Here is a 26716-nt window from a genome sequence, read left to right as displayed (position 1 = left end):
ACACTGTCTATATTGCAAGTCATATTCATTTTGTGTCGTTTTCGACTAAGCACTGGAGCCTTATTTGACCACTAAAGTCACTACCATGAACTTGTATCTAGAACCTTCAGATACACGCCGTTTAGCCTCATTATGTGGCCCTTTTGATGACAACATTAAACAGCTCGAACGTCGTTTAGGTGTTGAGATTATTCATAAAAACAACCACTTCACCATTGTTGGTTTACCACGTAATGCCTTGAATGCTAATAATTTATTGCGCCAACTGTATATCGAAACCCAAACAGTCAAAGGCAGTACCCCAGATTTAGAACCCGAAGTCGTCCACCTAGCCATTCAAGAAGCTATCAATCTTGAAGCAGAGCAAGAACACGATGACAGCGGTGTGCACATTAAAACCAAACGTGGCGTCATTAAGCCACGCACGCCTAATCAAAGCGTGTACATGCACAATATTACCCGCCACGACATCAGCTTTGGTATTGGCCCTGCCGGTACAGGTAAAACCTATTTAGCCGTTGCGGCCGCAGTCGATGCCTATGAGCGCCAAGAAGTGCGCCGTATTTTACTGACCCGCCCAGCGGTTGAAGCCGGTGAAAAATTGGGGTTCCTGCCAGGGGATTTAAGCCAAAAGGTCGACCCTTATTTACGTCCGCTTTACGATGCGCTCTTTGAAATGATGGGCTTTGAGAAAGTTGAAAAACTGATTGAGCGCAGCGTCATTGAAGTCGCTCCACTTGCTTATATGCGCGGCCGGACACTCAATGATGCATTCATTATTTTAGATGAAAGCCAAAATACCACGGTAGAACAAATGAAAATGTTCTTAACCCGAATTGGTTTTAATTCACGCGCGGTGATCACTGGCGATATTACCCAAATCGATTTACCTCGCAGCCAAAAGTCTGGTTTGCGCCACGCAATTGAAGTATTAAGTGAAGTGCCAGAAATCAGCTTTAACTTCTTTATTGCGCAAGATGTAGTGCGTCACCCCGTGGTGGCACGGATTGTTGAAGCCTACGAGGCGTTTGAACAACAAGAGCAAATCGAAAAAGCAGCAAAAGAACAAGCCTACCGCGAACGTGAGCAAAAACGTCTACAGCAGGAAACACAGGACCCGGCCCAATGAGCCAAGCAATCAAATTAGATCTCGATCTGCAAATTGCAATCCAAGCCCCCAACCTGCCATCACAAGCAGAATTTGAATCTTGGGTGCGCACTGCCATTGGTCAAACCATGTCAGAGGTTGAACTGACTATTAGAGTGGTCGATATAGCCGAAAGCCAACAGCTTAATAGTACTTATCGTGGCAAAGACAAACCCACTAATGTATTGTCATTTCCCTTTGAAGCGCCACCCGAAGTCGAACTGCCACTTTTAGGTGATTTAGTCATTTGTGCAAAGGTTGTTGAACAAGAGGCTATCGAGCAAAATAAACCCTTAAATGCCCATTGGGCACACATGGTCATACACGGCTGCTTGCATTTGCTAGGTTATGACCATATTATCGACGAGGAAGCCGATGAGATGGAGTCATTAGAGACCCAACTTGTTGAAGGCTTAGGTTTTACAGATCCCTATAAGGAAGCATAAATAAACGATATTTATCTGATAGATAGACAAGTTTATAAAAATATTATGAGTGACGATATCCCCCCGAGTACAAGCGCCCACAAGAGAAGCTGGTTCGATAAAATCAACCAACTATTTCAGGGCGAACCTCAAAATCGCGAAGACCTAGTCGACGTCATAGCAGGCGCTGAAATGCGCGACCTGATAACAGAAGACACTCGCGAAATGATTAAAGGTGTATTAGAGGTTTCCGACCTTCGTGTGCGTGACATCATGATCCCACGCTCACAGATAGTGACTATTCAAATAGACTGTAGCGTCGAACAACTGTTAGAAACGGTTATCGACTCAGGCCACTCGCGCTTCCCTGTCGTTAATGAAGATAAAGATCATATCGAAGGTATTTTACTGGCTAAAGATCTGATCAAATTCGGTTTTAAACAGTCTGACGACCCCTTCACACTGGCTCAAGTGATCCGCCCAGCCGTGGTAGTGCCAGAAAGTAAGCGCGTCGATGTCCTGCTTAAAGAGTTCCGTTCGCAACGCTATCATATGGCCATTGTGGTTGATGAATACGGCGGCGTATCAGGCCTTGTCACTATTGAAGATATTCTGGAAGAAATCGTTGGTGAAATTGAAGACGAATTTGATCATAACTCAGTAGAAGACACCGAAATTAAAAAACTCAGCAATACTGTATTCATGGTAAAAGCGTTAACAGAAATCGACGACTTTAACGAAGCTTGTGGTACTCACTTCAGCGACGAAGAATTCGATACCGTTGGTGGTTTAGTGTCTCACGCTTTTGGCCATTTGCCTGAGCGTAACGAAAGTATTGTTATCGATAATATTGAATTCAAGGTCATCAACGCAGATAACCGCCGCTTAGTACAACTTCGTGTTAAGCTACCCGACCCTAATCTTAGCGAAGAATTCGACGACTAAATCGTGTTAAACAATCAATCTGTATACTCTAACTTGAGTATTGTCAGTCTGGTGACAGCATTTATTGCTGGCGCCAGCACTGCGTTATCTTTTGCGCCCTATGAGATCTGGGCAGCTTTCCCACTCGCACTGACTTTTGCACTATGGCAAAGCCAATCATTAACGGCGAAAAACAGCCTATATTACTGGCTAAGTTTTGGTTTTGGTTGCTTTGTAGTCGGTATCAGCTGGGTGCATGTCAGTATTGATACCTTTGGCGGCATGCCTGTAGTCGTGTCGATGGCATTAATGGCTGTCTTAGCGCTGTATTTGGCCATTTACCCTGCATTGTGTGGCTATTTGCTTACTAAGCTGTCCCAAACACGTAAACATGCTTTATCACCTTATCTGGTCTATTTAGGCTTATTTCCGGCGTTATGGGTGTTAACTGAATGGCTAAGAGGCTGGGTATTAACCGGATTCCCTTGGATATGGGCAGGTTACAGCCAAACACTTGGGCCATTAAGTGAACTAGCCAGTTTTATTGGCGCACTTGGGCTAAGTTTTATCGTCGCCATTGTCGCTGGCGCATTGGTGTTACTCACGCAAAAGCGCCTATTACCTATTTTAATTATTATCCCAATTTTGGCCTTAAGCGCATGGGCGGCACCGCAATTAAACCCTATCGCGCCAAGCGGAAAGTCAGTCAAAGTCGCATTAGTACAAGGCAACATTCCCCAAAGCATGAAATGGGAGCCTGACGCATTATGGCCAACCATGTTGAAATACATGGATCTCACTCGTGCTCAGTTTGATGATACATCTAGCGTTGATATTGTGATTTGGCCTGAGGCCGCCATACCGGCACCAGAAGTCATGGTCGAAGACTTTTTATTAAACGCTAACCAAGTGGCAAACCTCAATAATACTGCCATCATCACCGGCATTATTAGCCACCAGCAAGATGACTATTATAACTCGCTGATTGTATTGGGTAACCATAACCAAAAACAGCAACAGAGCGCTGACTACCTCGTCAATGGCACTAATGAGTTTAAAAAGCATCATTTGCTGCCTATTGGCGAGTTTGTGCCTTTTGGTGACTTGCTGCGTCCCATCGCCCCATTTTTTAATTTGCCCATGTCATCGTTTCAACGGGGTAAGTATACTCAACAAAATCTTACCGCTGTGGGTTACCATATTGCGCCAGCTATTTGTTATGAAATAGTCTTTCCTGAGCAGGTTAGAGCCAGTGTGACCAATCAAACAGACATGCTTTTAACGGTATCAAACGACGCTTGGTTTGGCGCATCAAACGGGCCATTACAGCACATGGAAATCGCCCAAATGCGCGCTATCGAGATGGGTAAGCCACTGCTGCGCGGCACTAATAATGGCGTCACCGCTGTCGTCGACCCACACGGCCGTATTACAGATACTATTGCGCAGTTTGAAACCGGCGTATTGGTCGCAGATGTGGCGCTTTACAGAGGTGAAACCTGGTTTAGAAAAATCGGTCAATTACCGCTACTGATATTATGTGGCTTACTGCTATTGATGGGCGTGGTCAATTATCTGCGTAAATAATCCACATAAATGAACCGCTACGATAAATAGGTTATCTTATTGAGGTAACCTATTTTTTTACCTTCAGGCTAATCATTGATTAAATATTGAACTATATCCACCTAAGCATCGTAATAGAGTTTACACAGCAAAGGAGGCGATTATGCAACTCTCAGAAATAAAGTCAGCCATTAGTCAGCAAGCGCTACACCCAACCATTATCAGTTACGCCGATTCAAATCATTACTTACTTGGAATAGAAGATGAGCAAGGTAACTTTAAAAGTGCTCGTGATAAAACAGGCAAGTTAATGAGCCTTAATTCGATTACACAAGCAGAGGAATTGCTTAAACAGCAAGGGATCCATTACGCCATGATACAAATTCAATCGGCGTATGATGAAATGATCGGTAACAGCAGTAGTCATCATTGCCGTTACCGAGTCGAGTTTTAAGTGAACTATTACAGTTTAAGGGGTCAGTGGTTCGCGTGAAAACTCATCATTATCACAGTTTGGACAGTCGGGGATTACCCCAGGAAAATCGATTTGCATTTCGTGACCGCACTTATTGCACGTCAATTTACCTTGGTTAATGATTTCCCCAGACTTATAAACTCCATGATGCTTAAAATCTTGTAAAAGTTCATGCCATTCAACTTGGCTTCTATCCGTTATTTCACTAAGCCATTGCCATAATGTGTTCTCAATACCAATAACCGTCGGGCTGTGACTCAAATTATCTTCATTTTTCTCATTTAAAAAGTTGGCGATGTCTCGCTTTAAAAATTCTTCTACTAAAGCTAACTCTTCTTCATCGGCATTTGATTTTAGTTGTAGATAGGCTTTTCCTTGGGTGACAGACTCAAACAAACTTTTAGCTGTCAATGAGTTATCTTGCTCGAACGTCGTTTTCACTTGTTCAAATAGTGATTGATATAAGGCTAATAGTGCTGAACTTTTTCCACTCATAGGTAATACTCCTTAATACGCACCTTTTTAATAGATCACTTCTGGTTTATTCTATGCAGTTATAAATCGCGCTGTTGAGCGTTAGATCAAACAATAGGCGGCATGGCCGGAAATAGATTGATGCAAGAGCAATATAATCCCTCAGAAATTGAAGCCTTAGTGCAAAAGCACTGGCAAGAACATAAAACCTTTGAAGTCACTGAAGATGAAAGCAAAGAAAAATTCTATTGTCTTTCTATGTTCCCGTATCCTTCAGGCCGTCTTCACATGGGCCACGTCCGTAACTACACCATAGGTGATGTTGTGGCACGATATCAACGTTTGCAAGGTAAAAATGTGTTGCAACCGATTGGTTGGGACTCTTTTGGTCTGCCTGCAGAGAATGCCGCGATCAATAACAAGACGTCTCCAGCGCCGTGGACATACGAAAATATCGACTACATGAAAAACCAGCTTAAATTATTAGGCTTTGGTTATGACTGGAGCCGTGAAATTGCCACTTGTACACCAGAGTATTATCGTTGGGAGCAATGGTTTTTCACTAAGCTATATGAAAAAGGCTTAGTGTACAAAAAAACCTCATCAGTAAACTGGTGTCCAAACGATGAAACGGTACTGGCTAACGAGCAAGTACAAGACGGTTGTTGCTGGCGTTGTGACACTGAAGTCGTTCAAAAAGAAATTCCACAGTGGTTTATTAAAATTACTGACTACGCTGAAGAGCTGCTTAACGACATCGATACATTAGATGGCTGGCCTGAACAGGTTAAAGCCATGCAACGTAACTGGATTGGCCGTAGCGAAGGTATCGAAATGACCTTTGCGGTAGCAGACAGTGATGCAAGCTTTGATATCTATACCACGCGCCCTGATACCTTGATGGGTGTGACCTATGTTGCCATTGCAGCCGGTCACCCACTTGCAATACAAGCCGCTGAAAACAACCCGCAATTAGCTGAGTTTTTAGAAGAATGTAAAAACGCTGACACCACAGAAGCCGCCATGGCTTCGATGGAGAAAAAAGGCGTTGCAACAGGCTTAAACGCCGTTCACCCTATTACCGGTAAACTGGTGCCAATTTGGGTTGCTAACTTCGTACTAATGAATTACGGCACCGGTGCGGTGATGTCGGTTCCTGCACATGATCAACGCGATTATGAATTTGCCACTAAATATAGTTTAGCCATTGAAGCGGTCATTAAGCCACTTGACGGCGAGTTAGACATCAGCAAAGAAGCGTTCACCGACAAAGGCGTGGTATTTAACTCTGGCGACGCGTTCCCAGAATTAGACGGCCTAGCGTTTCAAGCGGCGTTTGACGCAATCGACGCTCGTTTAACCGCTGAAGGTAAAGGTAAGCGTCAGGTGAATTACCGCCTGCGTGATTGGGGGGTGTCTCGTCAACGTTACTGGGGTGCACCTATCCCAATGGTAACCTTAGCTGACGGCACTGTTATCCCAACACCTGAAGATCAACTGCCAGTTATTTTGCCAGAAGATGTGGTAATGGACGGGATCCAAAGCCCAATCAAAGCCGATAAAGCCTGGGCCGAAACCACTGTCAATGGTCAGGCCGCACTGCGCGAAACCGATACCTTTGATACCTTTATGGAGTCATCTTGGTACTACGCACGTTACTGTAGTCCACATGCAAATGAAATGTTAGATCCGGCTAAAGCCAACTACTGGTTACCTGTTGATCAATACATTGGTGGTATTGAACACGCGTGTATGCATTTACTTTACTTCCGTTTCTTCCACAAGTTATTGCGTGATGCCGGGTTAGTGAACAGTAATGAGCCAGCTAAACAGTTATTAACTCAAGGCATGGTATTAGCTGATGCTTACTACTACACCAACGACAAAGGTGCCCGTGTATGGGTGTCACCTTTAGACGTAACCGTAGAAGAAAAAGACGATAAAGGCCGTATCCTTAAAGCGGTAGACAATCAAGGCAACGAACTGGTTTACACCGGTATGAGCAAGATGTCTAAATCAAAAAACAACGGTATTGACCCACAAGTCATGGTCGAAAAATACGGTGCTGACACCGTCCGTTTATTTATGATGTTCGCATCGCCTCCAGAGCTGACACTTGAGTGGCAAGAGTCTGGCGTTGAAGGAGCACATCGCTTTATTAAGCGTTTCTGGAAACTGGCCAGCGACCATGTTGCCGCAGGCCCAACAGAAGCACTTGATGTTAGCAAATTAAACGCTGACCAAAAAGCACTGCGCCGTGAACTACACAAGACGATTGCAAAAGTCAGTGATGATATTAGCCGCCGCCAAATGTTTAACACCGCCGTTGCGTCGGTAATGGAATTGATGAATCACTTATTAAAAGCACCACAAGAAAGCACACAAGACCGTGCACTACTTGCTGAAGCGCTTTCTGCAGTGACTCGCCTACTTTACCCAATCGTTCCGCACATTGCCTTTACCGTGTGGAAAGAGCTCGGTAACCAAAGCAACATCGAAGACAGCCGCTGGCCTGAAGTTGACGAGGCTGCATTAGTTGAAGACAGTAAACTGATTGTGGTTCAAGTTAACGGTAAAGTGCGTGCAAAAATCACCGTAGCTGCTGATGCGTCTAAAGAAGATGTTGAAGCGCTCGGCATGAGCGATGAGCATGTGCAAAAGCACACTGAAGGCTTAAACATACGTAAAGTGATTTACGTGCCAGGCAAACTGTTAAGCATTGTAGCTAACTAATCGTTACCACAACGGCAATAACCTGTGGGAGTAAACAACTCTCACAGGTTGTAATATTATTAGCAGTAAAATAACTTACCCTAGTAAAATAGCGGTAAGTTATTTATGTTAACCATGTCAATATACAAGGATGCCTCCCCTCACTATGCTAGCCAAAAAAATCTGTTTAGCCATAATGACCCTGGTGCTACTGACCACTGTCGGTTGCGGTTTTAAACTGCAACGCAGTTACTCAATTCCTGCTGAGTTAGCCGAACTGCACTTAAGCAGTAGCGACGAATACAGCGAATTAACCCGCCTTGTACGCGACCGTTTACGCATTAACCGAATTACCCTTGTTAATGCCGCAGACAAAACTCCGACATTACGCTTAATCAATGACACATTAGAACGCACCACGCTGTCACTTTACCCAACCGGCAACGTTGCCGAATACGAACTTATTTATGTCGTTCATTACTCGGTCACACTGCCGGGAGAAGAACCACAAGAATTCGACACCGAAATTCGCCGTGATTATCAAGACGATCCACGTACCGCATTAGCAAAAAGTCGTGAAATGGAATTGTTGCTAAAAGAAATGCGAGTGCAAGCAGCCGACTACATTATTCAAACCCTGGCATCTATTGGAGCAGAATAATGCGGGTCTACCCCGATCAGTTAAAACAACACCTTAAAAACTTACCTGATTGTTTTTTATTATTTGGTGATGACCCTTGGCTGCTCGAAAACAGCAAACAACACATTCTTGATGCTGCTAAAAAGCAGGGGTTTGAAGAGCGGGTGCAACTCAGCCAAGAAACAGGCTTCAACTGGAACGAGTTAATTCAAGAGTGGCAAGCCATGAGCTTATTTGCCAATCGACGAATTGTTGAATTAACCTTACCTCAAGGCAAGCCCGGCACAGAGGGAGCTGCTGCATTTCAAACCTTGCTACAACACCCCAATCCCGACATGCTGTTAATTGTTCAAGGTCCTAAAGCAGGTGCTGAGCAAACCAACAGCAAATGGTTCAAGTCGCTCGACGCCAAAGGCATTTACTTACCTTGCACCACTCCTGAAGGTAAACAATTTGAACGTTGGCTCGACAGCCGCATCGCTCATTACAGCCTCACGGTACATCACGACGCAAAAGCCATGCTATTTACTTTATTTGAAGGTAATTTATTAGCGGCAGAACAAGCGATGCAAATGCTGCAACTACTCAGCCCTAAAAAGAATATTACCCCAGAGCAACTTAACCAATACTTTGAAGACCAATCGCGTTTTAGCGTTTTTCAGCTTTGTGATGCCATATTGGCCAACCATCAAAAGCAAGCACAACATATGTTGGCGCAGTTAAAAGCCGAAGGCACTGCGATGCCCATTTTAATGTGGGCATTGTTTAAAGAAATTAACTTGCTGCTTACGTTAAAGCTTGCTCAACACAATGGTGAGCAACTGAGTCAGTTGTGGGGAAAACACCGAATTTGGGACAAACGTAAACCGTTATTTCAAGCGGCATTGACCCGTTTAGATCTCGACCACATCGAACACATGCTCGCCTTTGCCTCTAAGCTTGAACTAAACCTTAAGCAAAAAGGCATTGAAGACTGGGTCGGCATCAGCCATCTTTGCATTTTATTCGACCCTCGAGCACACAAGCGTTTGGCACATATCGAGCTCACGGATTAACATTAAAGGACAACACATGCGAATTGGTATATTGGGTGGCACCTTCGACCCCATTCACCTTGGCCATATCAATCCTGCATTAGACGTCAAACAGCAGCTTAACTTAGACCAGGTGTGGTTAATGCCTAACCACATTCCACCGCACAAAAATAGCACCATGGTTAGCAGCTATCATCGTTTAGAAATGGTCAAATTGGTCTGTCAACAATACCCAGAATTTGAATTGTGCGACATCGAAATAAACCGTGACACCCCCTCTTATAGTGTCACCACCCTGACCTTACTGACACAACAATACCCTGAACATGAGTTCTTTTTTATCATGGGCATGGACTCATTTATTCAATTACCATTGTGGCATCGATGGCAAACATTGTTTTCTCTGTGTCATATCGCCTTATGCCAACGCCCAGGTTGGACAATGGATGCCCAAAGTGAAATGGCCAAACAATTACTATTTCGCCATGCACAGCCCAACGAACTGGCGTTAAAAAATCACGTTACCCACGGAAAGATATTTAACGTTAACAGTCAGCTCGTTAATATTTCATCAACCGAAATACGTCAACAATTGGCGCAAAATGCTGATACCAGTAAAGTATTATTACCCTCAACGCGTCAATATATCGACCAACATCAACTGTATCGATAACGGCGGCCTGATTAAATAAGCTTAATTGCGCATTCACAGCGAATTTGAGTATAATACTCCGTTAATTTTTACTAATGAGGTATTTCGCGTGCAAGGCACCGAACTAAAAGATTTCGTTATCGATAAAATCGATGATTTAAAAGCTAAAAACATTACTGTTTTAGACGTATCTAAACAGTCAACCATCACAGACACCATGATCATCTGTACTGGTACATCAAAAACTCACGTTCGTTCAATCGGCGAACACGTCATTGTGTCTGCTAAAGATGCTGGCGTACAACCTCTAGGGGTTGAAGGTCGTGACAGCAGCGAATGGGTATTAGTCGACTTAGGCCCTGTTATTTTGCATGTTATGCAAGAACAAACTCGTGATTACTACGAGCTTGAAAAATTATGGTCTGAACACAGCGCATAATGAAGTTACAGCTTATTGCCGTTGGCACAAAAATGCCTGACTGGGTTACCCGAGGTTTCGAGGAGTATCAACGCCGTTTCCCAAGAGATATGGCATTGGAACTCATTGAAATTCCTGCGGGAAAACGCGGAAAAAATGCAGATATAGCCCGAATTCTGCATAAAGAAGGCGAGCTCATGTTAGCGGCGGTAGCTAAAGGGAACCATATTGTCAGCCTAGATTTACCCGGCAAAAACTGGACAACACCAGACCTTGCCGAACAAATGACAAAATGGCAACTCGACGGCAGAGATGTCAGCTTGCTGATTGGTGGCCCAGAAGGACTCTCACCTGCTTGTAAAGAGGCGGCCAACCAAAGCTGGTGTTTATCTGCACTAACCCTACCCCATCCTTTGGTGCGGGTTATTGTGGCAGAAAGTCTCTACCGCGCATGGAGCGTTAATAACAACCATCCTTATCACCGAGAATAAGCTTTGAGCATAGATAATTAGGCCAATCGATAATGATTATCATGCAACTCTTTTTTTCATATTCATCAGCTGATACAGTGATCTTTTTCAGTCAACCTTCCACTTGATAACGACGGGGATAGCATAAGTGCCGCCAAAAAAGCGCATTACCATGCATGATCACGCCGCAGAAGCAGCGTTATTTAAACGTCGTGCTTTATTTACCTTTTTCTGCGTTTTTGCACTCCTTTGCGTGTTGTTTTATAACCTCTACAATTTACAAGTTGTGTTATATAAAGACTACGAAACACGCTCTAACGACAACCGTATTCGGGTTGTCCCAACAGCTCCAAGCCGAGGACTGATATACGACCGTCACGGCGTATTACTGGCCGAAAACCAACCTTATTATTCGCTTGAGCTCATTCCTGAAAAAGTCTCAGACATTAACGCGACATTAGATGAACTTAACAAGCTCATTGAATTAACCCCTGATGAGCGCGAAAGCATCACCGAAACCCTTAAGTATCATCGCCGCTTTAAGCCACTGACCATAAAAAACAAATTAACCGAAGACCAAGTAGCCACATTCAGTGTTAACCAATATAAATTTCCGGGGCTTTATGTCGAAGCGGGCTTGAAGCGCCACTACCCCTTCAATGAACTCATGACACATGTTCTGGGTTATGTAGGTAAAATTAACACCCGCGACAAAGCACAACTAGAAAAAAGCCAACAATGGAAAAACTACGCCGCCACCAAGGATATTGGTAAACAAGGCATTGAAAAATATTACGAAGGCTTACTGCACGGTATTCCTGGCCATCTTGAAGAAGAGGTCAATAACCGTGGCCGAGTGATCCGCACCTTAAAAGTAACGCCACCGTTACCAGGGCAAGATATATACCTCACCCTAGATTTAAAGCTTCAACAAAAGGCAATGGAATTATTAGCTGGGCGTCGTGGCTCTGTAGTGGCGCTTGACCCAAGAGACGGTGGCGTACTGGCCATGGTATCAAGCCCATCGTACGACCCTAACCCGTTTGTGCATGGCATTAGTGCCAAAGCTTATTCTGATTTATTAAATGATAAATCACGTCCATTAATTAACCGCTCAACTCAAGGACAATACTCGCCAGCATCAACAGTAAAACCGCATGTTGCATTACTCGGGCTAGAAGAAAAAGTCATCAACGAGCATACCAGAGTATGGGATCCTGGTTACTGGCAAATGCCCGGTGTTGAGCGCAAATGGCGCGACTGGAAAAAATGGGGGCATGGTTGGGTTGATATTTACCACGCCATCGTCGACTCATGTGACATTTACTTTTACGATTTAGTCTACAAAGTGGGTATCGATAAAATGGCCACTTTTATGGAGCCGTTTGGTTTTGGTAAAAGCACGGGTATCGATATTTTTGAAGAGTCGGATGGCGTTATGCCATCACGAGATTGGAAACGCATGCGCTACAATCAACCTTGGTATAATGGCGACACGATTTCAGTAGGAATTGGCCAAGGCTACTGGACCACCACACCGCTGCAACTTGCTAATGCTGCAGCCATTATGGCCAATAAAGGCAAACGTTTTACCCCACACCTATTAAAATCGTTTAAAAATAACACGGTAAAAATTGATACCCCCATTGATGAGCAGCCACCAATAGAGCTTAAAAACCCACGCAATTGGGACATCATCAATGAAGCAATGCGCCAAACAGCAGACAAGTCGCGCTTTACCGATGCAACCTATACCGCAGCCATGAAGACCGGTACAGCGCAAGTATTTAGTGTTGCCAAAGATCAAAAATACGATGCCGATAAAATTGCCGAACATTTACGCGACAACGCATTAATTATTGCTTACGCACCTTATGAAAACCCACGCATTGTGCTGGCCGTAGTATTAGAAAATGCCGGCTGGGGTGGTGCAAACGCAGGTCCGTTAGCAAGGGCATTGCTCGACGAGTATATTTTACGTGACGAATGGGCGGTAAAACCGTGAATAATCATCCACACCAACAGTCATTTTGGCAAAAAATACACATAGATACTCCATTGTTAAGTGGTATTTTGCTATTGATGTTATTTGGCCTCTTTGTGATTTATTCTGCCAGTGGCGAAGACCCTGCCATGATGGAACGCCAATTAGTGCGTATGTCACTGTCGCTTGGGGTGATGTTTTGTTTTGCACAAATTAACCCCGAATTACTCCGACGTTGGGCACTACCCATTTATTTAGCTGGGGTGGTGTTACTCATTGGCGTTGAATTATTTGGAACCATCAATAAAGGCGCCCAGCGTTGGCTCAATTTAGGTTTTATGGAGTTTCAACCCTCGGAGCTCATCAAACTTGCCTTCCCGATCACCATGGCTTGGTATATCAGTAAATTTCCGTTACCCCCGAAAAAACGCCACTTGGCTGGCGGAGTTGTGATTCTATTAATCCCAACATTACTGATTGCTAAACAACCTGACTTAGGTACCTCTATTTTAGTGGCAGCCTCTGGCGTCTTTGTATTGTTTTTGTCAGGAATGAGCTGGCTAATTGTCGGCGGCGCCGTTGCCGCTGTGCTGATGTTTTTACCGTTTTTGTGGTTTTTCTTAATGCATGACTACCAACGCACTCGGGTATTAACCTTATTTAATCCTGAGCAAGACCCACTCGGTGCAGGTTATCATATCATCCAGTCTAAAATTGGCATCGGCTCAGGGGGAATATGGGGGAAAGGTTGGCTCAATGGGACTCAATCACAATTAGAGTTCTTGCCAGAACGACATACCGACTTTATCTTTGCGGTAATTGGTGAAGAGTTTGGATTGATTGGGAGCTTATTACTGCTGGCGATGTATTTATTTGTCATCGGTCGGGGCCTAATGATTGCTTCACAAGCACAAACCAGCTTTGCAAGGTTATTAGCAGGCAGTATCACGCTGACATTCTTTGTATACGTTTTTGTTAATATTGGTATGGTATCTGGGATACTACCTGTTGTAGGCGTACCACTTCCGCTCATTAGTTATGGGGGAACATCCATGCTAACCCTAATGACAGGATTTGGTATTTTAATGAGCATTCAAACACATAGACGATTTGTCGATAGATAAGGATACGGTTAATCATGGCTAGAACAACATTACAAATCGCCAGCCTGACATTGCTTTGCAGCCTCTTTGTTAATGCACAAGCAGCAGACAATGATCCCAAAGCATTGCAAAGTGCCTTCATTACAGAACAAGTGAACAAAGGTGCAAACAAAGCTGAAGTTGAAGCGTTTTTGTCGGGTTCAACTTTTGACCAAAACATCATCGATGCCATCAGCAAACCATGGGAAGCCAAACCCTGGTATCAATACTACCCGATTTTTCTTACCGAAAAACGTCTAGAAAAAGGCTTGGCGTTTTGGAAAGAAAACCACGCGATCATCAATAAAGCGGCAAACGAGTTTAATGTCGACCCGCAAATTATTGTGGCTATTATAGGGATCGAAACCTTCTATGGCGGTTACATGGGTAATCACCGTGTGCAAGATTCATTGTACACCTTAGGCTTTTATTATCCGCCACGAGCAACCTTCTTTCGTAGCGAATACGCCAACCTAATGGCGCTCATTAAAGAAGAAAAGCTCGATAACAGCACCTTAAAAGGTTCATATGCCGGTGCAATGGGTTATGGTCAATTTATTCCGTCGAGCTACCGCCACTATGCCGTTGATTTTGATGGGGACGGCATAAGAGACTTGTTAACCAGTAAGGCTGATGCCATTGGCAGTGTGGCAAATTACTTTCATCAACATGGTTGGCAAAAAGGTCAACCGGTGGCCTTATTGCTTAACCACACATCAAACCAAGCCCCAAAGGCAAAAGTCTGGACCAAAGAAAAATTGCATTACAAAGTCTCTGACATTCTTAGCCCGAGCCTTAGTTTAGCCAAAAATCAAGATATCGACGCTTCGCAAAAAGCACTCTTAGTCAAATTAGATCAGCCAGAGGCTTCTGAATATTGGTTAGGACTGAAAAACTTTTATGTCATCACCCGATACAACAGAAGCCCACTATATGCCATGGCCGTTTATCAATTTAGTGAGCAACTTAATGCTCACTATCAGCGCTAGGTAATCCTGTATGCCAATGTCAATTCGCGCCCTTCTACTCACCTTGTTGTGCAGCATGTTGGTGATAAGCTGCTCATCAAATGACGCGAGTAAAGCGGGCAAAAATCCTGCAAGCAAAAGCCGTTATCAAATGGATAATGATCGTTACCCTGATGATGCGCCAGATGTTAGCTTAGTAAAAAATGCTCAGCCCAAATACGAACCCTACAGCCGCCAAGGTAATCGCGACTATACGGTGTTAGGCAAAAGCTATAAAGTACTCGACACAGGTAAAGGCTTTAAAGAACAAGGCCACGCCTCTTGGTATGGCTCAAAGTTTCATGGGCATTTAACCTCAAATGGTGAAACCTATGACATGTATGCCATGTCAGCAGCACATAAAAATTTACCCTTACCAAGTTATGTCAAAGTCACTAACCTAGACAATAACAAGCAAATTATTGTCCGCGTTAACGACAGGGGACCGTTTCATCATGGTCGTGTTATCGATCTATCCTATGCGGGAGCCTACCACCTAGGCATGTTAGCTAAGGGCACGGCAAGAGTTCAGCTTGAAACCATTTATGTTCCATCTGCTGAGCAGCGAGTGATTAGTGATCTCAAAGACAATGACAACCATTTTATACAGGTGGTCGCATCAAAAGATAAATTGCGGGTCAACATGCTGGCAAGAGAGCTTGAAACGCAATACGCGGTATCTTCACGGGTGAGTTCATCTAATGGGATACACAGGCTACAACTTGGGCCAGTTAAGCAAATTCACTTAACAAATAAACTCTTAGATAGATTACAGGCAGAAGGCTACCCACAAAGCTTTATTGTGCCTTAGCACAGTACATTTAAGCTCAATGAAAGAACCTTAATGCGAAATAATTGTCTACTCATGTATAATCATTAACAATTATTAAAATTAATTTTTTGTCTTTTCTTCGACTAACTAGAGACGTGCCTAATTCATGATGACTTATAAGACCGCTCAACTCACTTCAATGCTTTTTGCATCTGTCGTGTCATTCTCTTCACTTGCCGCCACTCCGCAACCCGATCCACGTCCAACGCCTAATCGAGCCCCGATGGTAACCCCTGATGCGCCGAGTGTTGCCGCCAAAGCTTATGTGCTAATGGATTACAATTCAGGTCGAGTTATCGCCGAAGAAAATGCTTACGAAAGTTTAAACCCTGCCAGTTTAACTAAAATGATGACCAGCTATGTGATTGGTTATGAGGTCCGTGAAGGTAATATCTCGCTAGATGATGATGTCACCATCACCAAAAATGCTTGGTCAAAAAACTTTCCAGACTCATCTAAAATGTTTATTGAAGTGGGGAAAACGGTCAAAGTACACGACTTAAACCGCGGGATCATTATTCAGTCTGGTAACGATGCCTGTGTCGCAATGGCTGAACACATTGCAGGTACTGAAGGCGCTTTTGTGGACCTAATGAATTCATGGGCCAAACAGTTAGGCATGCATGACAGCTACTTTGAAAACTCCCATGGTCTTGATTCAGAAAATCATAAAACCACCGCTTACGACATGGCCATACTCGGTGCAGCGCTTATCCGCGACGTACCAGAGGAATACCGTGTATATTCAGAAAAGTCTTTTACTTACAATGGCATCAAGCAATATAACCGTAACGGCCTGTTATGGGATAAAAGCTTAAACGTTGACGGCATTAAAACCGGTCACACTTCTGGTGCGGGTTATAACCTCGTCTCATCAGCAACAAGCGAAGGCATGCGTTTAATTACGGTTGTGATGGGCACAGCGAGTGAATCTGCTCGTAAAGCTGAAAGTAAAAAACTACTTAACTACGGTTTCCGTTTCTTTGAAACCATTACCCCTTACAAAGCTGGCGACACTTTTGTCACGCAAAATATTTGGTATGGTGACAGAGCAACCGTTGATTTAGGCGTTATGACCGACACGCCGATTACCATCAACCGTGGTAAAGCAAAAGATTTACAAGCTAACTTCGAGTTAACCAAAGAACTGACCGCACCACTGGCTAAAGGTGACGTTGTCGGCCGTGTGTATTTTCAACTTGATGGTAAAGACATTGCCCAATTCCCACTCGTCACCTTAAACGAGGTTGAAGAAGGCAGCTGGTTTAGTAAGTTAATGGATTACTTTAAGCAAATGTTTGCGAGTTGGTTCGAATAAACTGATTTGTAAATTACCGTTGAATCAATCAATTAAAGCCGCATTTGTGCGGCTTTAATTTTTTCAGCCCTATCAGGCTTGAATCGGGTATAATCGCCACCATATTTAAGTCATAGCCAACCCAATTGAGTAGCCAATGTTAGATACAACTTTTGACCAAGTAATGGAATTTCCAAATTCATGCCCATTCAAAGTGATTGGTGATGCCGATGATACACTTGCTGATCGCGTTGTTGCTGTAGCACAACAACTTGCCCCTGGTGATTATGCGCCAACAGTAAAAGCATCAAGCAAAGGCAGTTACTATTCGGTGACCATTCGAATTACTGTGACCAGCAAAGAACACATTGAAAAAGCGTATACCGATCTTGCCGCTATTGACGGTGTAAAACGCGTTTTGTAACTCAAAAGAGTCAGCATTCGCGTTAAACTTGAGTATAATACTCAAGAATTAATCACACCATCTACCTAGGGGAGACGTTGCCCTTGCAAACAAATACACTGCACATTCGCCATCTCGGCCTGCAAGACTACGAGTCTATTTGGCATGCCATGCAGGACTATACTGACACTCGTGACAGCAACAGCCATGATGAGCTGTGGATCGTTGAGCACTCGCCAGTATTTACCCAAGGCCAAGCAGGTAAAAGTGAGCATGTATTAAACCCTGGCGACATTCCCGTAATTCAGGTAGACCGTGGCGGCCAAGTCACCTATCACGGCCCAGGCCAATTAGTGGTTTATCCACTTATCGATATAAAACGTAATAAAATCGGCGTACGTCAATTGGTCAATCATATTGAGCAAAGTATTGTCGATATGTTAGCGCAATATGATATCGAAGCTTATGCCAAAGCCGATGCACCTGGCGTGTATGTAAACGAAAGAAAAGTCGCTTCATTAGGGCTACGTATTCGTAAAGGTTGTTCATTCCATGGTTTAGCACTGAATGTCGACATGGATTTAGCCCCATTTCAACGTATTAATCCTTGCGGTTATGCCGGTTTAGAAATGGTGCAATGTAAAGCCTTAGGCGGACCACAAACCGTGCTAGAAGCCGGTGACAAATTAATCCAAACCTTTAGCCAAATTATGGGCTATCAACAACTTGCACATCATCAAGGATTAGCAGAATAATGAATAGGCCTGAAAGATTACAACCAGGTGTTAAATTGCGTGATGCAGAAAAAGTCGCGCGGATCCCTGTCAAAGTGGTGCCATCTGAGCGCGAAACCATGTTACGTAAACCAGATTGGTTACGCGTAAAATTACCGGCATCAAATCAACGTATTCTGGATATCAAATCAGCCTTGCGCAAAAACGGCTTACATTCTGTATGTGAAGAGGCATCATGCCCTAATCTTGCAGAATGTTTTAACCACGGCACGGCAACCTTTATGATTTTAGGTGCAATTTGCACTCGTCGTTGCCCGTTTTGCGACGTTGCTCATGGCCGTCCATTAAAACCTGATGCACAAGAGCCTGTAAAATTAGCTGAAACGATTAGAGATATGAAGCTTAAATACGTGGTTATCACCTCAGTAGACCGTGATGACTTACGTGATGGTGGCGCACAACATTTTGCAGACTGTATCCGCGAAATCCGCCTGTTAAACCCAGAAATCAAAATTGAAATTCTGGTACCTGATTTCCGTGGTCGTATTGATGCCGCACTCGACATTTTGGCGACTGAGCCACCTGATGTATTTAACCACAACCTAGAAACGGCGCCAGCGCATTACCGTAAAGCCCGTCCTGGGGCTAACTATCAGTGGTCGTTAGACTTACTTAAACGTTTTAAAGAACGCCATCCAAATGTACCGACTAAGTCAGGATTAATGATGGGTCTGGGTGAAACTAACGAAGAAATCGCTCAAGTGTTACGCGATTTACGTGCACATAATGTAGAAATGCTCACGCTAGGCCAATACTTACAACCATCTAAATTCCACTTGCCAGTTGAGCGCTACGTGCCGCCAGCAGAGTTTGATGAGTTAAAGGCGCTTGCTGATGAAATAGGCTTTACTCATGCAGCTTGTGGACCTTTGGTTCGTTCAAGCTACCATGCAGACTTACAAGCTCAAGGTAAAGAAGTGAAATAACCAGTTACTGAAATTGACCAATAAAAAACAGCGCATTAAGCGCTGTTTTTTTATGTCTGCAATATCGAAGTAGGCGACAAATAAAGCTTATAAGGGCTTATCCATCAAAATCGCATCTTCATTACCATTACTGGTTTGATAATAGTTTTTGCGTCGACCGGACTCTCTAAAGCCCACTTTCTCGTACAACCCTTTGGCAGAGGTATTTGACTCACGTACCTCTAACATCATCACAACAGCCTCTGCTTGTTTCGCTTCGCTCAGAAGGTGTCGAATAAGTAATAACCCAAATCCTTGGCCTTGATAGGCTGGTGCCACACAAATATCAAGCAAAGTCGCTTCATCAATAATTTGCTGCACAATCGCAAAGCCTAATAACTGGCCCTGCTGCTTAATGCCGATAGTTCGATACAAAGGCCCAAAACAATCTGCAATGACAGCCTTAGTCCAGGGGTGAGTATGAGCTTGGTTTTCAATGGAGACCATATCATCCACATCATCAATACTCAGATGAATAACACTATAGGCTTCAGTGTTGTGCATTATGGCCGCCATTTGTAGTCTGCTGCTTATTAAGATACTGGCTAATTTGCTGCCAAAGCTGACGCTTCTCTTGCGGGTTAACAGGTAGCTCACTTAAAGGCGCACTGACAATCCACGCCACTCGCGGTCTGACTTTTACTTTACGCATATCCCAAACCACTTGAGGGCCTTTCACCATTTCACAATCAAATTCACAATCTTCCATTTTCACGTTCAATAACCGCAATACATCAGCAATGAATGTCTCATCTGAAAGATCCGCGTCAAGATCGTGTAACACAAGATAGGGTTTTATCGGCTTATCAGCACTGCGCCAACGAGTAATATTCATTGCATCTAAAAAAGCAGATTGGTCCATTAGGCTCTCATTGTTAGCAAATATTTCATCGCTAAGCATAGCAGCTAAGCGCTAGGGTAAAAAGAGAGCTATCACACGCAATCACCCTGAACGACATTTTTAGCCGCTATAACATGGGGCTAATGATATTGAATATCCAACCAATAAAGGTAAATGAAATCAGCAAAATACTAAATACTATCATCAATAAGCGCCATTGCATGACTTGCTTCAGTAAGATGAACTCAGGAAAGCTGGCGGCAACCGTAGCCATACAAAATGCCAATGTGGTGCCAATAGGCAGACCATTGATAATAAGGCTTTCCATGATAGGGATAACCCCTGTGGCATTTGAATACAACGGAATCCCCACCAATACAGCGGCTGGCACAGACCACCATTGACCATTGCCTAAATGGGCTTCAATCCAGCCGTTGGGAACAAAACCATGGAGTGCAGCGCCCAGCCCAACCCCAATAATGACCCATTTCCATACCCGGCCAAATATTTCTAGCATCTCATTTTTAGCAAATTGATGGCGCTCAGCTAATGTCAACGAGGCAGATGTGGCCTCATTAGGCTGACCCGTATTCGTTTGTGCTTGGCCCCTCTCTAGTGCTTTAGCCGCAAAAGATTGCAACCAGCGCTCTGCGTGAATGGCATCTAAAAATGCCCCCGCTAATATGCCAACCGACATACCCACAGCCACATAAATCACGGTGAATTTCCAACCAAGGAGGCTAATTAGCAACAAAATCGCCACTTCGTTGATCAATGGTGAGGTAATCAAAAAAGCCATGGTGATCCCAACCGGGATCCCTGCTGAGGTGAAACCTAAAAAGACAGGAATACTCGAACAAGAGCAGAAAGGCGTGACAGAGCCAAAAACCGAACCCATAAAATAGCCGACAAATCGATTTTTACCGGCCAAATAGTCTCTCACACGTTCAACATTCAGTGAGGCCCTAACCAGTGCGATGACGTAAATCATCAATATCAGTAACGCAAAAATCTTAGTGGTATCTTCAATAAAGAAATGAACCGCATCAGCAAGCTTGGTATTGGGATCTAAGTTAAATATCCCGTAAGTGAGCCACGTTGCTAAATCAGAAAAAATTTGCAACATCATTTGACCGCCTTAAATATAAGCACAAGATGATTAAAATGCTTATACGCTAGAATCGTTAGGTAACACTATTATCAAGATTATATATGAAAATTCATATGTTCTAGATCAAGTTTTTACAATTAACAACTCACTCCAACGAGATAAATGCCGCCCCCTTGGTTACGCCATTACGTACAAAAATGGGATCATTTTGACTGCTGACATCGCTTATAACGTGGTTACAAATGTTGAAGGAAAAATACTCGCTCGCTGCAATCTCTGAGCACTTATTTATCCTGATTGGTATTATTACTTCATATTGGTTTTGCCAAGCTTTAAACCAAAAATAATCCATAACAGTCAATACACAGCATCAAACGATTAACCGCAAAACAGTTGAAGTTAACTGAGCGACATACCAAACAACACCCTCTCACTTGGCCAAGTAAACAGTTAACCAATTAAACAAACTCTGTATCCGCTAACACCGTAATCATTAACATGTTGAACAAACAAAAAAGCTGCAACACATTTGACTATATTGATTTCAGGCGTATAGTACATGCGAAATTTCATATATATTATCCACAGTGAAATACATTGCTCATATACTGTAATAAACACTCAGTAGCAAACCATTATCAACACTGTTTTTATGATTCACGGTAGTAACAACTACCATTTTAGGAGGTTATATGTGGTTGGCCGGAGCAATTTTTGTTCTTACCATAGTGTTAGTCATTTGGCAGCCTAAGGGTTTAGGCATTGGCTGGAGTGCCTCTTTAGGGGCAATACTCGCCTTACTTTTAGGAGTGGTGCATTTAGGCGATATCCCCGTTGTATGGGATATTGTTTGGAATGCGACCGCCACATTTATCGCTGTTATTATTATCAGTTTATTATTAGATGAATCAGGCTTTTTCGAATGGGCAGCACTTCACGTTGCACGTTGGGGCAACGGCCGTGGACGGTTATTATTTAGCTATATTGTGCTATTAGGTGCCAGTGTAGCAGCGTTGTTTGCCAATGATGGGGCCGCGCTCATCTTAACCCCTATCGTCATCGCTATGTTATTAGCATTAGGCTTTAGCAAAGGGGCAACACTCGCCTTTGTCATGGCTGCAGGCTTTATTGCAGACACCGCAAGCCTGCCTTTAATTGTCTCTAACCTAGTTAATATCGTGTCAGCTGACTTTTTTGATATTGGGTTTAATCAGTATGCCGCTGTTATGGTTCCTGTTGATATAGCAGCCATTATTGCCACCTTAGTCATGTTGCATTGGTTTTTCCGCAAAGATATTCCGGTCAATTATGACGTACAAAAGCTGCGCCTCCCCAAAGAGGCGATTAACGATTTGCACACCTTTAAAACCGGTTGGGGCGTGTTAGCGCTGCTCTTGGTTGGTTTTTTTGGCCTAGAACCACTTGGCGTACCGGTAAGTTTAGTTGCTGCGGTAGGTGCATTTGTTTTATTTGTCGTGGCTAAAAAGGGCCATATCATCGACACCAATAAGGTGGTTCGTGGCGCCCCATGGCAAATTGTGGTGTTTTCGCTTGGCATGTATTTAGTGGTTTATGGTCTGCGTAATGCCGGCTTAACTGACTACTTATCGAGTATATTAAATAGTTTTGCTCAGCAAGGGCTTTGGGTTGCGACCATGGGCACAGGCTTTTTAGTCGCGTTTTTATCGTCCATCATGAATAACATGCCTACTGTACTGGTAGGTGCCCTGTCTATTGATGGTAGCGATGCCATTGGTGTGATTAAAGAAGCAATGGTTTACGCCAATATCATCGGCAGTGATTTAGGCCCAAAAATCACCCCTATCGGTAGTTTAGCCACCTTGTTATGGCTGCATGTTTTGGCTAAAAAAGACATTAAAATCACCTGGGGATACTATTTCAGAGTCGGTATTGTAATGACCTTACCCGTATTATTTGTCACGCTCGCGGCACTTGCACTGCGGTTATCGCTCTAACGGTTACAGAAAGCACTAAAACCCGCGTTTAGTGCTTTCTCACTCACGTCATATCCATCGCCGATACTATGTCATTGCCATATTACATCATCAAAACGGGGGTAAATATATTGCTCCATACGTAGTAAAGACCAATCGCAATAAATACCCCACCAGTGATCTTTCTAGCCCAATGTTCAAATGTCATCAAATGGTTATAGGCACTCGCCACTTTATTTGCGCTAATCCCTAACAGGATTGCAAATAACAACACGGGTAAACCGGTAGCAATGCCATAAATAGCCGGAAGCGCAATACTAGACTGAGATTCCAATGCTAGAGGCAATAGCGAACCAAAAAATAGTGCCGCTGATGTTGGGCAAAATGACAAGCCAAACAACACCCCAAGTAATAACGCTCCAACATAACCTTGTGGATTAATTTTGCCTTTTAGGGTTTCAATTAAATCTCCCTTACCCTGTAAGCGTAAGGTCAGTAACTCCAGTAAAAACATCCCCACTAGAATTAAAATAGGCCCCAGTAGCAGGTTCATGTATTTTTGCAATACTACCGACAATGACACCGCCGACAGTAAACTGCCAACCAATATCACGCCTAGGGCCAAGTAACTAAGCATGCGCCCTAAAGTATAAGCCAGCCCTGTAAAAATCACTTTAGACGGCGATTGAACACCTTTACTGATGTACGAAATCGCCGCGACATTTGTCGCTAATGGGCACGGACTAATGGATGTTAAGATGCCGAACCAGAATGCCGACATCAACATAATTGGCCATTCACCCATGTGAATGCTTCATCATTGAGCCAATCTCTTCCGCTAGATAAGCTTGGTAGGCCGCTTCATCATTAGCAAGTTCCCATATTCTATCTAAACGACGCCAATCGGTTTCAACACCATCCTTGGCGTTTGCGATCACAACCGTCCTAAAGATTAATTGATAGTCATCAATAAAGTGTTGGTTTTCGTTTAAGTCTACATTGACGATGTTTAATTGAACTTTGCCATCGTTAACTTGTTGCGAAAAATATTGGTTCAACGTGTCTTTAGTGAAGCCCTCCATCCGAACGCATGTAGTGCATCGCTGATTACCATGAAAATAATAAATATTAATGCCGTCTTTTAATTGTTGCTTCACATTGACAGAGTCATTAGCGGTATTCTCTGAGGCAGTTAATTTACCGGTAAATTGCTGGTAGCCGGCCAATACCACACCGAGACAAACAACACTCAATAGCAAAAACCTTACGATGGTTTTAGCATTCATACAGCCCCCATGGGATCAGAATTTTACATAGGGCTTAAGCAACGCAACAATCTCTTCAACGCTAGCTAAACGGCCACTCATCACAACCTGATCATCAACCACTAAAGCCGGCGTCGACATCACACCATAATCCATAATTTGGGCAATATCTGTCACTTTTGTTATCTGAAAATCAAGGTTATGTGCTTTTGCGGCTTCGGTTGCTGCATCTGCAAGCTTTTGACACTTAGTGCACCCTGTGCCGAGTATTTTAATGTCCATAATGGTCCTCCGATTAGTGATGTTACATACAATTGGTTATTTTGCCATTTGACCAAATGTAAGATAAAAATTAATCCATTAATGTGATCTGATGCTGAATTTGGTTATTCAACACAACATCAATGCAGTCTAAAGAACTCAGCAAGCATGGCATTTTTAATGAGTAAAAAATTTGTTTGCCGCGCTTGTCCATACTCACCACACCAGCATGACGTAATACAGCTAAATGCTTAGAGATTGTTGAGAAATCAACGTTAACTTCTTCAACAAATTCACAGACACACTTTTCACCATCGGCCAGTTGCTCAACTATCCATAAACGAGTTGGATGACCAAGCGCTTTAAAAATGTTTGCTTTAACTTTTGTTCTTTCTTTCATAAACCCAACTTTTATTAAAATCAAACGTCGAAATATCAATATACAACAACATCATCAAAGCACCGAACGATGATAATTTTTCGACAGTTACCTAACTATAGTGATGACAGCCCCGAGTTAACAGAGACAAATTGACTTAATCACTGTAGCGAGCATGACATCATCAATCTGGTACCGCATATAAAAATGATAAATCACAAGTTATCGTAACTTACATTCCATATTAATTGACTATTGAACCTGACTAAGAGAAATCAATCACAACATAGCAAATTAAAACCTTATTCGCTTAATTTTAGGGATGGAAAAATGATCAAGATAACTAGCACAGTCCCGAAAAGTCATCAGTCGAAGGATTTCCTAAAACGAGTAACAAGAGAGACGAATGATTGAATCGGTTTGTATATGAAATAAAGGAGCAAGGTATTAACAAGATAAAAATAAGGTAAGACGTAGATATTTTAATTCTGAAAAGACAAAGGCCTAGCATTTCTGCTAGGCCTTCTAAATTTGGCAGGGGTGGCAGGACTCGAACCCGCAACCATCGGTTTTGGAGACCGCTGTTCTACCAATTGGAACTACACCCCTGTTGACGAGGGGCATTATGCTAAAACCCCTTCCAAAGGTAAAGTACTTTTTTAATATATCAGTTCAATTGCAGTTTTTTCAGGCAGTTCAATATGCATATGTGAAGTGAGGAAAAATAAAAGACGCATTAATACCATTCCGCTAAAAACATGACCTAATTGAGGAATCTGTCAGTGACAACTTGTTTTATGAAACATAGACCAGTTTGAAAATAATCAGGCTATCTAAACATACTGTCGGTCCTCGTATGGCAACGTTTATCGGCGGTAGCTCAATTTCTTGAGGGTGCGAACAGAATCCAGAACGCTGCAGAGTAGTCTATGGTTAATTTGCGGTTCAGTAATAACTTAAGCCAAGGGGTGAGTAGCCTTGATAGTAGACTGTCTTCTGGCAGGCTAGCCCAACTAACTTACAAACTAAGCAATTAATACAATTACCGAGTAATACCAAATAATTCAACACACAAACACCAGACGAAATTAAGCCCGTTGCGTTAGCAATGGGCTTCTCACCACTATTTCGAGCATCTGTTAATAAGATAATTAGGCGTCTGAAAATAACCTACTCTCATATGAGTATATCGACCACACTATTTTATGGTGAATATACGATAAGTACTTTATCGCATAACAAAAAGGCCACCCGATTGGGGTGGCCTCATTGTTTTATTAGGCGTCTGTCATGGCCAGCTACGAGCAAGCTCTTCACGTTCGTTAATTTGCATAAAGCGTCGCTTTATAAACACAAAAAACTCACCCTACGACCCACAAGGATGTGGGAAGTGCCTTAAATTGTTGGGACAATTTTGGCCTATCACATGGTATGGCAGCATGCTACGCATGTACTCTCTATATCCCATGTTCGAGTGGTCATTTACAGGCAGATAAACGAAAAAATCCCCAACACGCTGTGCTGAGGATTTTTCGTATATTAG

General features: G+C 43.2%; 28 protein-coding genes and 1 tRNA gene. 20 read left to right on the top strand and 9 right to left on the bottom strand.

Annotation, left to right across the window (positions count from 1 at the left end; translation table 11 throughout):
• Window positions 1-64: 64 nt before the first annotated feature.
• The 5 genes from PQR79_RS20090 (at window position 65) to PQR79_RS20070 (ending at window position 4516) form a co-directional block, all read left to right on the top strand.
• Complete coding sequence (locus PQR79_RS20090; RefSeq protein WP_238107258.1) at window positions 65-1129, top strand: PhoH family protein; 1065 nt, start codon at window positions 65-67, stop codon at window positions 1127-1129.
• Window positions 1126-1593 carry an rRNA maturation RNase YbeY gene (ybeY, locus tag PQR79_RS20085; RefSeq protein WP_238107257.1) on the top strand — a complete coding sequence of 156 codons (468 nt, stop codon included), beginning with the start codon at window positions 1126-1128 and terminating at the stop codon, window positions 1591-1593. The genes PQR79_RS20090 and ybeY overlap by 4 nt, the downstream gene beginning before the upstream one ends.
• Window positions 1594-1638: 45 nt before the next feature.
• Window positions 1639-2517: a CNNM family magnesium/cobalt transport protein CorC gene (gene corC / locus PQR79_RS20080; RefSeq protein ID WP_238107256.1), complete on the top strand. Its 879-nt coding sequence runs from the start codon at window positions 1639-1641 to the stop codon at window positions 2515-2517.
• A gap of 3 nt (window positions 2518-2520) precedes the next feature.
• Entirely contained in the window at window positions 2521-4083 is a 1563-nt protein-coding gene (gene lnt / locus PQR79_RS20075) for an apolipoprotein N-acyltransferase (protein ID WP_238107255.1), read from the top strand.
• Window positions 4084-4225: 142 nt separating this feature from the next.
• Window positions 4226-4516: a DUF6482 family protein gene (locus PQR79_RS20070; RefSeq protein WP_238107254.1), complete on the top strand. Its 291-nt coding sequence runs from the start codon at window positions 4226-4228 to the stop codon at window positions 4514-4516.
• A 15-nt stretch (window positions 4517-4531) separates the two neighbouring features.
• Here the strand turns inward: PQR79_RS20070 and PQR79_RS20065 are convergent, their stop codons facing one another.
• A complete protein-coding gene (locus PQR79_RS20065; protein WP_238107253.1) occupies window positions 4532-5032 on the bottom strand; it encodes a zinc ribbon-containing protein in 501 nt (166 codons plus the stop codon).
• A gap of 120 nt (window positions 5033-5152) precedes the next feature.
• Here PQR79_RS20065 and leuS point away from each other — a divergent pair, with 120 nt between their 5' ends.
• From leuS to lipA, 14 genes are all read left to right on the top strand, one after another.
• A complete protein-coding gene (leuS, locus tag PQR79_RS20060; RefSeq protein WP_238107252.1) occupies window positions 5153-7744 on the top strand; it encodes a leucine--tRNA ligase in 2592 nt (863 codons plus the stop codon).
• A 145-nt stretch (window positions 7745-7889) separates the two neighbouring features.
• Entirely contained in the window at window positions 7890-8384 is a 495-nt protein-coding gene (locus PQR79_RS20055) for an LPS-assembly lipoprotein LptE (RefSeq protein ID WP_238107251.1), read from the top strand.
• Window positions 8384-9418, top strand: a complete 1035-nt coding sequence (holA, locus tag PQR79_RS20050) for a DNA polymerase III subunit delta (protein WP_238107250.1) — start codon at window positions 8384-8386, stop codon at window positions 9416-9418. The genes PQR79_RS20055 and holA overlap by 1 nt, the downstream gene beginning before the upstream one ends.
• A gap of 16 nt (window positions 9419-9434) precedes the next feature.
• A complete protein-coding gene (nadD, locus tag PQR79_RS20045) occupies window positions 9435-10070 on the top strand; it encodes a nicotinate-nucleotide adenylyltransferase (protein WP_238107249.1) in 636 nt (211 codons plus the stop codon).
• An 88-nt stretch (window positions 10071-10158) separates the two neighbouring features.
• Window positions 10159-10488, top strand: coding sequence for a ribosome silencing factor (gene rsfS, locus PQR79_RS20040; protein WP_188919691.1), 330 nt, complete (start codon window positions 10159-10161; stop codon window positions 10486-10488).
• Entirely contained in the window at window positions 10488-10958 is a 471-nt protein-coding gene (gene rlmH / locus PQR79_RS20035; protein WP_238107248.1) for a 23S rRNA (pseudouridine(1915)-N(3))-methyltransferase RlmH, read from the top strand. The genes rsfS and rlmH overlap by 1 nt, the downstream gene beginning before the upstream one ends.
• A gap of 127 nt (window positions 10959-11085) precedes the next feature.
• The gene (mrdA, locus tag PQR79_RS20030) at window positions 11086-12942 is read left to right on the top strand and encodes a penicillin-binding protein 2 (RefSeq protein WP_238107247.1); all 1857 of its coding nucleotides are present in this window, start codon (window positions 11086-11088) and stop codon (window positions 12940-12942) included.
• Window positions 12924-14045, top strand: coding sequence for a rod shape-determining protein RodA (gene rodA, locus PQR79_RS20025; protein ID WP_238107246.1), 1122 nt, complete (start codon window positions 12924-12926; stop codon window positions 14043-14045). The genes mrdA and rodA overlap by 19 nt, the downstream gene beginning before the upstream one ends.
• A 14-nt stretch (window positions 14046-14059) precedes the next feature.
• A complete protein-coding gene (gene mltB, locus PQR79_RS20020; RefSeq protein WP_238107245.1) occupies window positions 14060-15052 on the top strand; it encodes a lytic murein transglycosylase B in 993 nt (330 codons plus the stop codon).
• Between the two features lie 10 nt (window positions 15053-15062).
• Window positions 15063-15881: a septal ring lytic transglycosylase RlpA family protein gene (locus PQR79_RS20015; protein WP_274408634.1), complete on the top strand. Its 819-nt coding sequence runs from the start codon at window positions 15063-15065 to the stop codon at window positions 15879-15881.
• 127 nt (window positions 15882-16008) lie between these two features.
• Window positions 16009-17220 carry a serine hydrolase gene (locus PQR79_RS20010; protein WP_238107244.1) on the top strand — a complete coding sequence of 404 codons (1212 nt, stop codon included), beginning with the start codon at window positions 16009-16011 and terminating at the stop codon, window positions 17218-17220.
• Between the two features lie 136 nt (window positions 17221-17356).
• The gene (gene ybeD / locus PQR79_RS20005; RefSeq protein ID WP_238107243.1) at window positions 17357-17623 is read left to right on the top strand and encodes a DUF493 family protein YbeD; all 267 of its coding nucleotides are present in this window, start codon (window positions 17357-17359) and stop codon (window positions 17621-17623) included.
• Window positions 17624-17706: 83 nt separating this feature from the next.
• On the top strand, window positions 17707-18357 hold the full coding sequence (lipB, locus tag PQR79_RS20000) for a lipoyl(octanoyl) transferase LipB (protein WP_238107242.1): 651 nt from the start codon (window positions 17707-17709) through the stop codon (window positions 18355-18357).
• Window positions 18357-19322, top strand: coding sequence for a lipoyl synthase (gene lipA, locus PQR79_RS19995; protein ID WP_238107241.1), 966 nt, complete (start codon window positions 18357-18359; stop codon window positions 19320-19322). Before lipB ends, lipA begins: the two co-directional genes overlap by 1 nt.
• Window positions 19323-19409: 87 nt before the next feature.
• On the opposite strand, the gene rimI is transcribed toward lipA, so the two are convergent.
• From rimI to PQR79_RS19980, 3 genes are all read right to left on the bottom strand, one after another.
• Window positions 19410-19865, bottom strand: a complete 456-nt coding sequence (gene rimI, locus PQR79_RS19990; protein ID WP_238107240.1) for a ribosomal protein S18-alanine N-acetyltransferase — start codon at window positions 19863-19865, stop codon at window positions 19410-19412.
• Window positions 19852-20223 (bottom strand): DNA polymerase III subunit psi, encoded by a 372-nt coding sequence (locus PQR79_RS19985; protein WP_238107239.1) that lies wholly within the window; start codon window positions 20221-20223, stop codon window positions 19852-19854. The genes rimI and PQR79_RS19985 overlap by 14 nt, the downstream gene beginning before the upstream one ends.
• Before the next feature lie 106 nt (window positions 20224-20329).
• Window positions 20330-21328, bottom strand: a complete 999-nt coding sequence (locus PQR79_RS19980; protein WP_238107275.1) for a permease — start codon at window positions 21326-21328, stop codon at window positions 20330-20332.
• 677 nt (window positions 21329-22005) lie between these two features.
• Between PQR79_RS19980 and PQR79_RS19975 the strand changes: the two genes are divergently transcribed.
• Window positions 22006-23289, top strand: a complete 1284-nt coding sequence (locus tag PQR79_RS19975; RefSeq protein WP_238107238.1) for an arsenic transporter — start codon at window positions 22006-22008, stop codon at window positions 23287-23289.
• An 82-nt stretch (window positions 23290-23371) separates the two neighbouring features.
• Here the strand turns inward: PQR79_RS19975 and PQR79_RS19970 are convergent, their stop codons facing one another.
• The 5 genes from PQR79_RS19970 to PQR79_RS19950 all read right to left on the bottom strand — a co-directional run bounded on the left by PQR79_RS19970 (window position 23372) and on the right by PQR79_RS19950 (window position 25782).
• Window positions 23372-24073 carry an aromatic aminobenezylarsenical efflux permease ArsG family transporter gene (locus PQR79_RS19970; protein WP_238107237.1) on the bottom strand — a complete coding sequence of 234 codons (702 nt, stop codon included), beginning with the start codon at window positions 24071-24073 and terminating at the stop codon, window positions 23372-23374.
• A complete protein-coding gene (locus PQR79_RS19965) occupies window positions 24066-24554 on the bottom strand; it encodes a nitrophenyl compound nitroreductase subunit ArsF family protein (RefSeq protein WP_238107236.1) in 489 nt (162 codons plus the stop codon). The genes PQR79_RS19970 and PQR79_RS19965 overlap by 8 nt, the downstream gene beginning before the upstream one ends.
• Before the next feature lie 15 nt (window positions 24555-24569).
• Entirely contained in the window at window positions 24570-24815 is a 246-nt protein-coding gene (locus tag PQR79_RS19960; protein ID WP_238107235.1) for a thioredoxin family protein, read from the bottom strand.
• Window positions 24816-24885: 70 nt separating this feature from the next.
• Window positions 24886-25194, bottom strand: a complete 309-nt coding sequence (locus PQR79_RS19955; RefSeq protein ID WP_238107234.1) for an ArsR/SmtB family transcription factor — start codon at window positions 25192-25194, stop codon at window positions 24886-24888.
• 511 nt (window positions 25195-25705) lie between these two features.
• Window positions 25706-25782, bottom strand: a tRNA-Trp gene (locus PQR79_RS19950).
• Window positions 25783-26716 lie beyond the last annotated feature (934 nt).

Source organism: Shewanella metallivivens (genome assembly GCF_028750675.1).
In the GTDB taxonomy this organism is placed as follows: domain Bacteria; phylum Pseudomonadota; class Gammaproteobacteria; order Enterobacterales; family Shewanellaceae; genus Shewanella; species Shewanella metallivivens.
This window is presented reverse-complemented; position numbering and strand designations above follow the sequence as displayed.